The organism is Rhodoplanes azumiensis, from assembly GCF_042682915.1.
Lineage (GTDB): Bacteria > Pseudomonadota > Alphaproteobacteria > Rhizobiales > Xanthobacteraceae > Rhodoplanes > Rhodoplanes azumiensis.
The window spans coordinates 72,353-86,489 of the sequence record NZ_JBHUIW010000003.1 but is presented as its reverse complement, the minus strand read 5'-3'; the positions used below and the strand labels follow the sequence as shown (position 1 = coordinate 86,489).

Annotated in this window: 11 protein-coding genes; 6 read left to right on the top strand and 5 right to left on the bottom strand. The window is 70.7% G+C overall.

Annotated features, from left to right (window positions below; translation table 11 throughout):
- Positions 1–164: 164 nt before the first annotated feature.
- Positions 165–1,127: a helix-turn-helix domain-containing protein gene (locus ACFSOX_RS03995; protein ID WP_378476493.1), complete on the bottom strand. Its 963-nt coding sequence runs from the start codon at positions 1,125–1,127 to the stop codon at positions 165–167.
- A 438-nt stretch (positions 1,128–1,565) separates the two neighbouring features.
- Between ACFSOX_RS03995 and ACFSOX_RS03990 the strand changes: the two genes are divergently transcribed.
- Positions 1,566–5,012, top strand: coding sequence for an autotransporter domain-containing protein (locus ACFSOX_RS03990; protein WP_378476492.1), 3,447 nt, complete (start codon positions 1,566–1,568; stop codon positions 5,010–5,012).
- A 48-nt stretch (positions 5,013–5,060) separates the two neighbouring features.
- On the opposite strand, the gene ACFSOX_RS03985 is transcribed toward ACFSOX_RS03990, so the two are convergent.
- From ACFSOX_RS03985 to ACFSOX_RS03975, 3 genes are all read right to left on the bottom strand, one after another.
- A complete protein-coding gene (locus tag ACFSOX_RS03985) occupies positions 5,061–6,026 on the bottom strand; it encodes a prephenate/arogenate dehydrogenase family protein (RefSeq protein WP_378476719.1) in 966 nt (321 codons plus the stop codon).
- Positions 6,027–6,186: 160 nt separating this feature from the next.
- Entirely contained in the window at positions 6,187–7,284 is a 1,098-nt protein-coding gene (gene hisC / locus ACFSOX_RS03980; RefSeq protein WP_378476491.1) for a histidinol-phosphate transaminase, read from the bottom strand.
- A gap of 185 nt (positions 7,285–7,469) precedes the next feature.
- Entirely contained in the window at positions 7,470–8,375 is a 906-nt protein-coding gene (locus ACFSOX_RS03975; protein WP_378476490.1) for a chorismate mutase, read from the bottom strand.
- A gap of 250 nt (positions 8,376–8,625) precedes the next feature.
- On the opposite strand from ACFSOX_RS03975, the gene metX reads away from it, so the two are divergent.
- Both metX and metW read left to right on the top strand, forming a co-directional pair.
- Positions 8,626–9,825 carry a homoserine O-acetyltransferase MetX gene (metX, locus tag ACFSOX_RS03970; protein ID WP_378476489.1) on the top strand — a complete coding sequence of 400 codons (1,200 nt, stop codon included), beginning with the start codon at positions 8,626–8,628 and terminating at the stop codon, positions 9,823–9,825.
- Positions 9,826–10,104: 279 nt separating this feature from the next.
- Positions 10,105–10,737, top strand: coding sequence for a methionine biosynthesis protein MetW (metW, locus tag ACFSOX_RS03965; protein ID WP_378476718.1), 633 nt, complete (start codon positions 10,105–10,107; stop codon positions 10,735–10,737).
- A 34-nt stretch (positions 10,738–10,771) separates the two neighbouring features.
- On the opposite strand, the gene ACFSOX_RS03960 is transcribed toward metW, so the two are convergent.
- Positions 10,772–11,140 (bottom strand): hypothetical protein, encoded by a 369-nt coding sequence (locus ACFSOX_RS03960; protein WP_378476488.1) that lies wholly within the window; start codon positions 11,138–11,140, stop codon positions 10,772–10,774.
- Positions 11,141–11,457: 317 nt separating this feature from the next.
- On the opposite strand from ACFSOX_RS03960, the gene ACFSOX_RS03955 reads away from it, so the two are divergent.
- From ACFSOX_RS03955 to ACFSOX_RS03945, 3 genes are all read left to right on the top strand, one after another.
- Entirely contained in the window at positions 11,458–12,828 is a 1,371-nt protein-coding gene (locus ACFSOX_RS03955; RefSeq protein ID WP_378476487.1) for a glutamate--cysteine ligase, read from the top strand.
- 30 nt (positions 12,829–12,858) lie between these two features.
- Complete coding sequence (ybaK, locus tag ACFSOX_RS03950) at positions 12,859–13,332, top strand: Cys-tRNA(Pro) deacylase (RefSeq protein ID WP_378476486.1); 474 nt, start codon at positions 12,859–12,861, stop codon at positions 13,330–13,332.
- 119 nt (positions 13,333–13,451) lie between these two features.
- Entirely contained in the window at positions 13,452–14,072 is a 621-nt protein-coding gene (locus ACFSOX_RS03945; protein ID WP_378476485.1) for a PAN domain-containing protein, read from the top strand.
- Positions 14,073–14,137: the final 65 nt, after the last annotated feature.

Below are 14,137 nucleotides of genomic sequence, written 5' to 3'. Positions count from 1 at the left end.
CGAGGCATCGTCCATCATCTCGCATCCCTCCCGCGGGCGTGACGCGCGTCGGCACCGGCTGCGGGCGACGCATCGCCCGCGACGTAGCACGAGTCCGCCGGCATGCTCGCGGATTCTTTGGCGTCGTCGCCGCGGTCGGCCCAAGGGCGGTGTCGGCCGCTCGCTCAACCGCGCCCGATGTGCCGGAGCACATGGTCGGGCCCGGCCATGGTTCCGGCATCGCGCAGCCAGGCGCGCGAGACCTCCCGAATCTCGCCCGGCGTCACACCGAACTGCCGGCGGAACGCCCGCACGAAGGTGGAATCGCTGCTGAACCGCAGATCGACGGCGAGATCGATCAGCCGCTCGCGCCGCGTCCCGGGCGCGACGAGCAGCCGCAAGGCGCGCGCGAGACGCCGCTCCTGCACGTAGCGCGTCAGCCCGCCGTCGGCTTCGAACAAGCGGTAGAGGCTGGCGCGCGACAGACGGAACTGTCGGCAGAGCGATTGGGCGTCGAGCGTGTCGGTCTCGAGATGGGCCTCGATATGACGCTTGATCATCGCCAGGAGCAAATGGCGATCGGCCCGACTCGCGGTCTCCGCCACCTGCGCGGTGCTGCCGACGGCCGTGGCGACGACGTCGGCGATCGCCTCGACCGTGTCGAAGGCATCGCCTGTCTCGGGCCCGGGCTTCTGCCGCAAGGCCGCGATCTGGTCGGCCAGAAGCTGCGCGCGGCGGTCGTCGCGTGGCAACACCGACGCCGTCGCCGAATCCGGATGCACGAGCCGCGGCGCCAGAACCGCACGGGGCAGGACGAGCGTGGCGATCCGCGAGCGGGCCTGGCCCGCCTCGACCAACCAGGTCCGGTTCGGCTGAGCCATGTCGACCAGACAGATGTCGCCCGGCCGCACCGTGACGTGACGGCGCCCCGAGGCGAACTGCATCTCGCCTTCGAGGCAGAAGGAGACGAGATAATGGTCCATGTCGCCGCGGGCGATGTGGGCGGGCGTACGCACATAGCCGAGCCCGGTCGAAACGGAATCGAGGAGCAGGGCCTGACCGACCGCCGTCGCTGTCGACGAGAACTGGAAGGCGTCCGGTGGCGCCAAGCTGGTGACGTCGCACAAGTCGATCGCCGCCTCGCGCATGGCCGCGAGCGCCGACGCTCCGCGAAAATGTTCGCCCTTCGGGGGTTCTTCCAAACGAACTCTCGCCCAGTCCAAGAAGCGATGCGCCGAAACCGCGACCTCGTCGCACCCGCCGGTGTCGCACCCGCCGGTTCACGTCGTCAACCTATCACGTGCGAAGCGCCCCGACACAGCGTCCTCGCGCGGGCGGCGGGCGCAGGCCGGGCCGCTGTGGCGCGCCGGCAACATGATCGGCTCGAATCCGGAGCTGAGACACTGGGCACAGCGCGCCTCCACCCGATCGCTAGGCTGTGTTGCTCGACGTTGCTCAGAGGACTACACGTGCACCCCCGTCTCCCGCGTCTCGTCGTCTCATCCGGCCGCGCTGGTCGCTCCCTCCCGGCCGTAGTCCGCCGCCCGCGCCGCTCCCGGCGGTCCGGCCGGCGGTGGCCGCGCCTCATGGTGGTGCCGCTGGGCTGTCTCGTACTGGCGACGCCGGTCCGGGCCGGCATCGACAATTACGGCCTGCTCACCGCCGTCAATTCGAGTCCTGGCACCGTGATCGCGTTCTCGACGCTGACCAACACGACCATCGGCTCCGTCATCTCGGTCGGGGACTATCCGCAAAACGCCCTGTTCTCGCCGGATGGCCGATACGCCTATGTGACCGGCACGGCGAACGCCGTGACGGTGATCGACGTCGCCGCGGGCGCGGTCGTCAACACGATCCCGATCGGCACACGAGGTTCCGGGATGGTGATGAGCCCGGACGGCCAATACATCTATGTGGCCGGGCCGAACAATAATTCGGTCAACGTGATCGCCACGGCCACCAACCAGGTCGTCGGCTCGGCGATCCCTGTCAGCTCCGCCTTTGAGATCGCGATCTCGCCGAACGGTTCTACGCTCTATGTGACGAATTTCTACCAAAACACCGTGTCGGTCGTCGATGCGGCGAGCAGGACGGTGACCGCCACGATTGCCGTGAGCTCCGAACCGAACGCCATCGCGGTGTCGCCGGACGGCAGCAAGCTCTACGTCACGAGCGGCACCAGCACCACGACGGTCGTCTCGGTGATCGATACAGCGACTCGGAACGTGCTGACCACCATCCCGCTCGACTATTACGCCAGTGCCATCACCGTGTCCCGCGACGGCACGCGCATCTATGTGGCCGACCAAGGACAGACTGTCTATGTCATCGATGCCGCCAGCAATGCCGTCCTTACGACGCTGACCATCCCCATCAACGTGCTCGGCGTCACGACGACTCCGGACGGCTCGCGGGTCTATTTGTCCGGCGCCTTTAACGCCTATGTCCTCGATCCGGCGACCAACACGATCGTCGGAACCGTGACCACGCCGTTCAACGACAACCTCAACATCGGCACCGGCTGGATCGGCCCGAACGTCATCGTCGCGACCGGCGGCGCGGTGTCGGCCGGCAGCGACGCGGCGCTGACGGCGCTCGGCTTCGACCAGTACGTCATCTTCAACGGCGGCACCCTGAAGCTCGACGCTTCGTTCAGCACGGCGAAGACAATCTCGCTGCTGGCGCTCGGCGGCGTCGTCGACACCAACGGCTTCGACCTGACTCTGTCCGGCACGATCATCAACAACGGCATGCTGACCAAGGCCGGGCTCGGCACCCTGACGCTCACCGGCGACAACACCTATACGGGCGGCACTTTGGTTCTCGGCGGCCTGATCAACTTCAGCGCAGCGAACAACTTCGGCACCGGGCAGATCTGGCTCGACGGCGGCGGCCTGCAATGGGCGACCGGCACCACGACCGACATCTCGGGGCGGCTCGGCGCCATCGGCCCCAACGGCGGCACCTTCGACACCAACGGCAACAATGTCACGTTCGCCACCGGGCTCACCGGCACGGGCGGCATCACCAAGGCGGGCGCCGGCACGCTGGCGCTCGCCGGTGTCAGCACCTACACGGGCGCCACGCTCGTCAATGCGGGCACGCTCGCCCTGACCGGGAGCGGCAGCATCGCGGCATCGAACGGCGTCGGCATCGCGGCCGGCGCCACCTTCGACATCTCGGCCACCACGGCCGGCGCCACCATCACGACGCTGGCCGGCGTCGCCGGCAGCACCGTCGATCTCGGCGGCAAGACCCTGACGCTGTCGAACGCGTCCTCCACGTTCGCCGGCGATCTCACCGGCCCGGGCGGGCTGACGCTCGCCGCGGGCGTCGCGATGCTGACCGGCGCCAGCACCTACACGGGCGCCACCACGGTCGACGGCGGGCTGCTGTATCTCGGGTCGGGCGGCGCCATCACGGGCTCGGCCACCACGGTGAACGCCGGCGGCACGCTCGCCGGCACCGGCACGGCCGGCAGCGTCACGGTGAACTCGGGCGGCATCTTTTCGCCGGGTGCCGGGACGGCCGGCAGCTCCATGGCGGTCGCCGGCAATCTCACCTTCCAGACGGGCGCGATCTACCAGGTGCAGATCGACCCGAGCACCGCGTCACAGGCCGTGGTCACCGGCACGGCCACGCTGGCCGGCACCGTGCAGGCCTATTTCGCCGCCGGCAGCTACGTCAGCAAGAGCTACACGATCCTCACCGCCGGCAGCCGGAGCGGCACGTTCGACAGCCTGGCGACCAGCAATCTTCCGGCCGGGTTCATCGCCGTCCTCGACTATTCGGTGCCGAACAGCGTGTCGCTCGATCTCATGCTCGGGCTGGACAGCGCCACCGGCCTGTCGCGCAACCAGGCGGCCGTCGCGGCATCGCTGAGCCGCTACTTCAACGCCGGCGGGGCGCTGCCGCCCGGTTTCGTCTCCGTCGTCGGGCTCACCGGCCAGCCTCTCGCCGGGGCATTGACCCAGCTCTCCGGCGAGGCCGCGACCGGCGCGCCGCAGGGCGCGTTCCAGATGATGACGGCCTTCCTGGGCCTGATGACGGACCCGTTCGTCGACGGGCGATCCGCGTCGGGGGCCGGGCGCGACTCAGGCGCCGCCCTCGCCTTCGCGGACGGCAGCGCGCCGCCGTCGCCGGCGTCGGCTGCGTTCAAGGCGCTGGCGAAGGCGCCGCCGGCCGGACCGCGCGAGCCGCGCTGGAGCGTCTGGGGCTCGGCCTATGGCGGCTCCGGCCGGATCGACGGCGACGCCATGGTCGGCAGCCACGACCTGTCGGCCCGCGCCGCCGGCTTCGCGGCGGGCGGCGACTACCGGGTGACGCCGTTCACCACGCTGGGCTTCGCGCTCGGCGGCGGCGGCACCGGCTGGAGCCTGGCGCAGGGGCTCGGCAGCGGCAGCAGCGACGCGTTCCAGGCCGGAGCCTACGGCACGACCACGGCGGGCGTCGCCTATCTGGCGACGTCGCTGGCCTTCGCCGAGCACTGGGTGTCGACCGACCGCACGACGTTCGGCGGCAGCCGCCTCGCGGCCCGCTACGAGGCCCAGAGCTATGGCGGCCGCGCCGAGGCCGGGTGGCGGCTCGGATGGCTCGGCGTCGGGCTCGCGCCCTACGCGGCCGTGCAGGCCCAGGCGTTCGTGATGCCCGGCTTCAGCGAGGGCGATCCGAGCGGCGGCGGCTTCGGGCTCGCCTACGGGGACCGCACCGCGACCGCGTTGCGCGCCGAGGCCGGCGCGCGGCTGGAGACCGTGGCGGCCGTCCGGCCCGACGCCGCGCTGGTGTTGCGCGGAAAGCTCGCCTGGGCGCACGACCGGGTGACCGACCCGACCCTCGCCGTCACGTTCCAGGCGCTCCCCGGCGCCGGCTTCGTGGTGGAAGGCGCGACGCCGGCCCGCGACCTCGCCCTCGTCTCGGCCGGTGCCGAGCTGCGCTTCGCCAACGGCTTCGCCCTCGCGGCCAAGCTCGACGGCGAGGCGGCCGCCCACAGCCGCACCTTCGCCGGCACGGCATCGATCAGATACGCGTGGTGAGGACGCGCCGGCACGGCGCCCGGCGTGACGACGGCCGCGGCAGCGGCCCTACTCCCCGTCCGCCATGTAGGGGCGCGGCAAGGGCGGCAGCTTCTTCTGATGCGGGCGGCCGAAGTCGGGGGCGTCGGAGTCCTGGCCGATCTGCACGATTCCTCGCCGGATCGCCCGCGTCCGGGTGAACAGCTCGAACAGCGTGTCGCCGTCGCCGCGCCGGATGGCGCGGGTGAGCTTCGAGAGATCCTCGCCGAAGGTGCCGAGCATCTCCAGCACGGCGTCGCGGTTGGCCAGGAAGATGTCGCGCCACATCGTCGGGTCGGACGCGGCGATGCGGGTGAAGTCGCGGAAGCCGCCGGCCGAGAACTTCAGCACCTCGGAGCGCGTCACCTGGCCGAGCTCGTCGGCCGTGCCGACGATCGTGTAGGCGATCAGATGCGGCAAGTGGCTGGTGATGGCGAGGACCAGGTCGTGGTGCTCGGGCGTCATCGTCTCGACATTGGCGCCGATGGCGCTCCAGAAGGTGGCGAGCTTGTCGGTCGCGGCCGGGTCGGTGCCTTCGGGCGGCGTGAGGATGCACCAACGGTCGATGAACAATTCGGGAAAGCCGGCGTCGGGTCCGGAGTTCTCGGTGCCGGCGACCGGATGGGCCGGGACGAAATGGACGTGCGCCGGCAGATGCGGAGCGACGTCCTTGACCACGGCGGCCTTCACCGAGCCGACGTCGGAGATGATGGCGCCCGGCGCGAGGCGCGGCGCGATCTCGGCCGCCACGGCGCCGCACTGGCCGACCGGGATGCAGAGGATCACGAGGTCGGCGCCGTCCACGGCGGCCGCGTTGGTGTCGACCACCCGGTCGGCGATGCCGAGCTCGGCGACGCGCGCCCGCGTCGGCCCGGAGCGCGCCGTCGCCACGATGCTGCGCACGACCCCCTGGGCGCGCGCCGCCCGCGCGATGGAGGAGCCGATCAGCCCGACGCCGATCAGCGCCATGCGATTGAACAGGGGTTGGGTCATCAGTCTTGTCTCAGGCTTCGTGGTCATGGCCGGGCTCGTCCCGGCCATCCACGCTCTTGTCGAGGCCACGCCGGAACGACGTGGATGCCGGGCACGAGGCCGTGCATGACGAGTCTCGTTTCGGCGGCAGCGCCGCCGGCGCCTTGCCGCGGAGGACGAAAGCCTACCCCGCCATGAACTCGGCGAGCGCGGCGACGACGAGGCGGTTGGCCTCCTCGGAGCCGATGCTCATGCGCAGCGCGTTGGGCAGGCCGTAGCTCGCCACCGAGCGCAGCACCAGGCCGCGGCTGGTCAGGAAGGAGTCGGCCGCCTGCGCGGTTTTGCCGCCCTGCGCCGGGAAGTGGATCAGGAAGAAGTTGCCGACGCTCGGCGTCACCGTCAGCCCGAGCTTGGCGATCTCCTCGCTGAGCCACGGCAGCCAGCGGTCGTTGTGGGCGCGCGAGCGCTCGACATGCTCGGCGTCCCGCACGGCCGCGATGCCGGCCTCGATCGCCGGAGCACCGACGTTGAACGGCCCGCGCACCCGGTTGACGGCGTCGACGATGTGGGCCGGCCCATACATCCAGCCGAGCCGCAGCCCGGCGAGCGCGTAGATCTTCGAGAAGGTCCGGCACATCACGACGTTCTCGCTCTCGGCGACGAGCTCGAGCCCGGTCGAGTAGTCGTTGCGGCTCACATACTCGGCATAGGCCGCGTCGAGGACGAGCAGGATGTCGGGGCGCAGGCCGCGATGCAGCCGCTTGACCTCGTCATAGGGGATGTAGGTGCCGGTCGGGTTGTTCGGGTTGGCGAGGAAGATCACCTTGGTGCGCGGCGTCACGGCGGCGAGGATCCCGTCGACGTCGGTGGTCAGGTTCTTCTCCGGCACCGAGACGGGCTTGGCGCCCGTCCCCATGGTGGCGATCGGGTAGACCAGGAAGCCGTATTGCGAGTGGATCGCCTCGTCGCCGTCGGCGAGATAGGCCCGCGCGATCAGGTTGAGGAGGTCGTCCGAGCCGGCGCCGCAGACGATGCGGTCCGGATCGAGCCCGTAGACGGCGCCGATCGCCTCGCGCAGCCTCGTCGACGCGCCGTCCGGATAGTCCTCGAGATGCGCGGCGACGCTCTTGTAGGCCTCGATCGCCTTCGGGCTCGGGCCGAGCGGCGACTCGTTCGAGGAGAGCTTGAACACCTTGGCGACGCCGGGGGCGCCGCTCTTGCCGGGGACGTAGGCGGAAATCGACAGGACACCGGGACGCGGCTGCGGACGAACGTTGGACATCACAAGACCTTCGGCAGAATGCACGGTTCTTTCTTCCGTCATGACCGGGCTCGTCCCGGCCATCCACGTCTTCGGTCCTGCGGCGGCGATCCTGCGACGGCGGGTGTGCCAGGGCGGGCGTGCGAGGGCGGAAAGCGCGTGGATGCCCGCCTGCGCGGGCACGGCGTATCGGACTGCGGCGGACGTCAGTGCCCGGTCGGAACCAGGGCGCCGTCCGCCGAGACGGTATAGCGGGTCGCGTGGCCGCCGACCATGGCCTGGGCGCGGACCGAGGCTCCCGCTCCGATCAGGGCCGCCGTCACCTCCTCGAGGGTGCGGCCGGCCGGCACCGAGACGAGCAGGGCCGCCCCGTCGAAGGCACCGTCCGGCACCGCCACAACCTCGGCGAGCATGCCGGCCGCCTGCGCCGCCTTGAGGCTCCAGCCCGACACCCGCACGCTGTAGAGCCGGACCTCGGTGACGAGAGCGTCCGGATGCGGCCGGGCGACGGCGAAGACCGGCAGGCCCGCCGGGTGGTCGGCGCGCTCGACGAAGGGCAGCCGGGCGATGATCTTCGGGGCATCGGGCGCTTCCAGCGCCGTCCACCAGGCGCCGCCGGACGGGCTCGTCGCCGGGACGAGGCCGAGGTCGCCATGCGCCCCGTCGAGCGCCCGGAACACCCCCGGCACCCCGAGATGGCCCTCGAACGGCACCGTGAAGCCGAAATGGAACCGGGCGCTGTCGCGCATCGCCGCCTCGCCGGTGGAGAGATCGGCATGCACCCGGTACGGCGCCTGGACATAGGTGAAGGTCGCGATGATGACGCGCAGAATGCTCTCGGCCGTGTCGAGCGGCAGGATGCCGTGGTGGCGCTCGACCAGCCGGCGCATCATGTCGGCCTCGCGGGCGGGCCGGAACGCCGAGCCGGTCTCGGCCGTGCGCTTCACCTCGATCAGCCGGGCGATGATCTCGCCGCGCTCCATCAGGAGCCGGTGCATCGCCTCGTCGATGCGGTCGATCTCGGCCCGCAATGCCGGCAGCGAGACCACGGGCGACGCGACGGTGGAGGCCGCGGCGGCGACGGGCGGGGACGCGGGGGAACTGGCTTCCATGACGGCCTCCGGGGCGCGAGCTTGTCGCCCATCTCACGGATGGGGTTGATAATTTGCAGCCGGCGCGAACGCAAAGAAAACATTGACAGGGCGCCGCCCCGCCCTATGTAAGCCCCACCCGTGTCGCCCCTCGGGCGCCCGCTGGGCGTCGCAGGCCGGTTGTGCGAAGCCCGGTTTCCGACCACCATGGGCGGTTCCACCCCCGCGATGGTCGCCCCCGCGACACGACGAGAGGCCGGTTTCGACCGCGATGAGCACCACCCCCGCCAAGGCCGAGATCAAGACCGACAAGAAGCTGCCCGTGCTGGTGCGCGAGGCCGACCATCCGCGCTCGCAGCTCGCCGTGTTCGACCAGCGCCGGCCGCTGCAGCTCGACTGCGGCGTCGCTCTCACCCCGTTCCAGGTCGCCTACCAGACCTACGGCACCCTCAACGAGGACAAGAGCAACGCCGTCCTCGTGTGCCACGCCCTCACCGGCGACCAGCATGTCGCCAATGTCCATCCGGTGACCGGCAAGGGCGGCTGGTGGGACATCATGGTCGGCCCGGGCCGGCCGATCGACACCGACCGCTACTTCGTCATCTGCTCCAACGTGGTCGGCGGCTGCATGGGCTCGTCCGGCCCCTCCTCCACCAACCCGCTGACCGGCGAGCCCTACGGGCTCGACTTCCCGGTCATCACCATCAAGGACATGGTGCGGGCCCAGACCATGCTGCTCGATCATCTCGGCATCGAGTCGCTGTTCGCCGCGGTCGGCGGCTCGATGGGCGGCATGCAGGTTCTGGAGTGGTGCGCGAGCTATCCGGAGCGCGTCTTCTCGGCGCTGCCGATCGCGACCGCGCCGCGCCACTCGGCCCAGAACATCGCCTTCCACGAGGTCGGCCGCCAGGCCGTGATGGCGGATCCCGAGTGGCGCAACGGCCGGTACTTCGTCGAGGGCACCAGCCCGCGCCGCGGCCTGTCGGTCGCCCGCATGGGCGCGCACATCACCTACCTGTCCGACACGGCCCTGCACCGGAAGTTCGGCCGCCGGTTCCAGGACCGCGACAACCCGACCTTCTCGTTCGAGGCCGACTTCGAGGTGGAGAGCTATCTGCGCTACCAGGGCTCGACCTTCGTCGAGCGCTTCGACGCCAACAGCTATCTCTATCTCACCCGCGCGATGGACTATTTCGATCTCGCCGGCGACCACGGCGGGGTGCTGGCGAACGCCTTCCGGGGCACGCGCACGCGCTTCTGCGTGATCTCGTTCACGTCGGACTGGCTGTTCCCCAGCGCCGAGTCGCGCGCCGTCGTGCATGCGCTCAACGCCGGCGGGGCGCGCGTCTCGTTCGCCGAGATCGAGAGCGACAAGGGCCACGACGCCTTCCTGCTCGACGAGCCGGAGCTGTTCGCCATCGTGCGCGGCTTCCTCGACGCCGCCGGCCGCGCCCGCGGCATCGTGACGTGAGGAGATCGCGACGTGACAAAAACCCATGTCGATCGGCTCGGTGCTTACCCTCTCCCAGAGGGAGAGGGTCGACGCGCTCTTGCGCGTCGGGGTGAGGGGTTAGGGCGCCAGTTGGTGAGCGCGGCACCCCCTCACCCGGATCTCGCGCCGTTGCGCGAGATCCGACCTCTCCCCGCCGGGGAGAGGTGAAGCCCCGCCAGCCGCGAGTGCGCACCGATCAACCGGACATCGTATGAGGTTCATGCCGTGATGCTGTCCCGCGCGCCGCGCGACCTCACCATGGCCGAGACCGTCCGCGGTCCCGGCGGGGCCCGCGTCGACCTTCTGCTCGTGTCCGAGATGGTCGAGCCCGGCTCGCGCGTCCTCGACGTCGGCTGCGGCGACGGCGAGCTCCTGCGGCTCCTGGAGGCGCGCGGCGTCGACGGGCGCGGCATCGAGCTGTCGCGCGAGGGCGTCAACGAGTGCGTCGCCAAGGGCCTCGCGGTGATCCAGGGCGACGCCGACACGGATCTCGCGAGCTATCCGGACGACGCCTTCGACTACGTGATCCTGTCCCAGACCCTGCAGGCGACGCGGCGGCCGCGCGACGTGATCGAGCACATGCTGCGCATCGGCCGGCACGCCATCGTGTCGTTCCCGAACTTCGGCCACTGGCGCATCCGCCTGCAGCTCCTGCTCTACGGGCGGATGCCGCGCACCGCCAACCTGCCCGAGACGTGGTACGACACGCCCAACATCCACTTCTGCACGATCAAGGACTTCAACGACATGTGCGCGCTCACCGGCGCCCGCATGGAGAAGGCCGTGGCGCTCGACCCGTGGGGCACGGCGTTGAAGATCGACGCCCCCTGGTGGTTCTGGAACCTGTTCGGCGAGCAGGCGGTGTTTCTGCTCAGCCGCAAGCCGGGCTGACGCGACGGCCCGGCCACCGACGCGCGGCGCCTACCTACCGCCGCGGCGGGGTGCGGGCCGGCGGCGTCGCCGGCGCGGCGGCCGGTGCGGCGCCCGGGGCCGGCGGCTCGATCGAGCCGCAATTCTTGTCGACCGCGGTCTGGCGCAGCATCTTCTGCTCGGCGCGCGCCTGCGCGAGGTCGGCCGAGTAGGCGGCCGAGCTGACCACCTGTCCGCCCGGCTCCTGGTTGGCGCGGGCGATCAGGTCGGAGAGCTGCTTCTCGCGGCCGATCGCCGTGGAGAGGCGGGCGGGCAGATCCTCGCAGCGCAGATAATCGTACTTGCCGGGCGCCGCGTAGAGGATGCCGAGATCGAGATTCTGGGCGCAGCCGGCGAGCAGCGGCACGGCCGCGATCGCGGCCACCCGCAGGATCGCCGGCAGACGCGGACGCGCCGTCGCGCGGCGGCCCGCCGCCGACCGAATTGACCTAGACCGGTCCTGTCTCGCAACCCCCACGTCGGTTCGCCGCTCCGCTTTCGCCGTTCCGTCACGACCAGGTTCGTCTAGCACAAGTTTCGGGCCGGAAAAATTCTCGACCGGAAATGCGGTTACCCGCCCGATGGACCGCCGCGGCGCCGGACAGGGCCGTCCCGCAAGCCGGAAAATGGAAGCAGGTCCGGCACGTTGCTCTTTCGCCCCGGGTGTGTAAGGTCGCCGCGCCAACCCCACCGGACCGCTCCATGGCTCGTGACGTGATCGATATGACGCCGCTCCAGTCGCGCGACGACCTCGTCGCGTGGTTCGCGGCCGGCGAGAAGCCGAAGGACAAGTTCCGGATCGGCACCGAGCACGAGAAGTTCCCGTTCACCATCGCCCGCCACGAGCCGCTGCCCTACGAGGGGCCGCGCGGAATCCGCGCGCTGCTCGAAGGCATGCAGATGATCCTCGGCTGGGAGCCGATCATGGAGGGCGAGCACATCATCGGGCTCGTCGACGTGACCAAGGGCGGCGCGATCTCGCTGGAGCCCGGCGGCCAGTTCGAGCTGTCCGGCGCGCCCGAGCAGACCATCCACCAGACCTGCTCGGAGCTGCAGGCGCATCTCGCCCAGCTGCGCGAGGTGGCGGCGCCGCTCGGCATCGGCTTCCTCGGGCTGGGCATGGCGCCGACCTGGACCCGCACCGAGATCGCCGTGATGCCGAAGGGCCGCTACCGCATCATGACGAACTACATGCCGAAGGTCGGCAGGCTCGGCCTCGACATGATGTACCGGACCTGCACGGTGCAGACCAATCTCGACTTCTCCTCGGAAGCCGACATGGTCAAGAAGCTGCGCGTCTCGCTGGCGCTGCAGCCGGTCGCCACCGCGCTGTTCGCCAACTCGCCGTTCACCGAAGGAAAGCCGAACGGCTTCCTGTCGTTCCGCTCGGAGATCTGGCGCGACACCGACGCCGATCGCTCCGGCATGCTGCCCTGGGCGTTCGAGCCCGGCATGGGCTACGAGCGCTGGGTCGACTACGCGCTCGACGTGCCGATGTATTTCGTCAAGCGCGGCGACCGCTACATCGACGTCGCCGGCAAGTCCTTCCGCGACCTGCTCGCCGGCACGCTCGACGCGCTGCCGGGCGAGCGCGCAACGCTCTCCGACTGGGCCAACCACATCTCGACCATCTTCCCGGAGGTGCGGCTCAAGCGCTACCTCGAGATGCGCGGGTCCGACGCGGTGCCGTGGCGGAGCCTGCCGGCGCTGCCGGCCTTCTGGGTCGGCCTCCTCTACGACGACGCCAATCTCGACGCGTGTTGGGAGATCGTGAAGGGCTGGACGGCCGAGGAGCGGCAGAGCTTGCGCGACCAGGTGCCGCGCCTCGGCTTCAAGGCGACGATCGCCGGCCGCACCCTGCTCGACCTGGCGCGCGAGACCCTGGGGCTCGCCCGCGCGGGCCTCGCCCGGCGCGACAAGCAGGATTGGATGGGCCGCGACGAGACGCGCTTCCTCGCGCCGCTCGAGGACATCGTGGCGCGCGGCCGCACGCCGGCCGAGGAGCTGCTGGAGAAGTTCCACGGCGCCTGGGGCGGCTCGGTCGACCCGGTGTTCGCCGAGTACGCCTACTGATCGGACCGAGCGCGGACGGGGACCACCGCCATGGCGAAGGGAACGCCGGCCGTCCAGGCGCTGCAGAAGGCCGCGATCGCCTTCACGCTGCACGAGTACGACTACGATCCGGACGCGCCGCGCATCGGCCTGCAGGCCGCCGAGGCGCTCGGCTTCGCGCCGGCGCGCGTGCTCAAGACGCTGATGGCGCGTGCCGACCGCGAGCCGGTCTGCGTCGTGCTGCCGTCCGACCGCGAGGTCTCGCTGAAGAAGCTCGCCGCCGCGGCCGGCGCCAAGCACGCCGAGATGCTGCCACCGGCCGAGGCCGAGCGCATCACCGGCTATCACGTCGGAGGAATCTCGCCCTTCGGCCAAAGGAAACGCGTGCGGGTGTTCGTAGAGCAGGACGCGACCGTGCATCCGACCGTGGTGTTGAACGGCGGCCGGCGCGGCCTGCAGGTCGAGCTGAAGCCGGCCGACCTGGTCGCCCTGCTCGGTGCGACCGTGACGGCGCTCACGGCCTGAGCGGCGTGCGGGCGGCGAACGCCGCGCCCGGTTCCGCCTGTTCGGAGGTGGGATTTTGCGATAGAGCTCGCCGACCATGGTCTGGTCCACGGGCGGTCCTCGAAACGAGACGACCCACGATGACGCGAGGCACAGTGTCGGTCGAGTCCCACCGCTCCGCTCCGGTGTCCCTGCTGGCTCGCTTCGCTCTCCTCGTGATCGTCCCCCTCGCGATCGTCCCCCTCGTGGGCGTCATCGTCGCCCTGCCGACGGGATGGAGCACGGCGCAAGCCCAGGTCGGCTTCGACCGCGGCGGCGCCGCCTACACGACCTTTCCGGTGCGTAGCGCCGATCCGGCCGCCTGCGCGGCGCGTTGCGAGCGCGACGCCCGCTGCCGCGCCTGGAGCTTCGCCTATCCGACCGCGGAGGCCGGCGCCGTCTGCCGCCTCAAGGCCCAGGTGGAGACCGCCAAGGCCGATCCATGCTGCGCCTCCGGCGTCAAGGGCGCCGGCGTCACCGAGACGAACGACGGCGGCGGCGAGATCGGCATCGACCGGGCCGGCGGCGACTACCAGACACTCGATCTCGCCGCCGACGCCTCCTGGCCTGTCTGCAAGGCCGCCTGCGAAGGCGAGAGCCGCTGCCGCGCCTGGACGTTCCTGCGCGCCGGCTATGTCGGCCCGACGCCGCGCTGCTACCTCAAGACGCGCATTCCGGCGCCGCGCAAGCGCCCGTGCTGCGTCTCGGGCGTGGTGAAATAAAAGACCCGCCCTGCGATCTTGGCGCGCCTGGTGACGCTTCGTTAACGGGCCGGGCTCTAAAATTC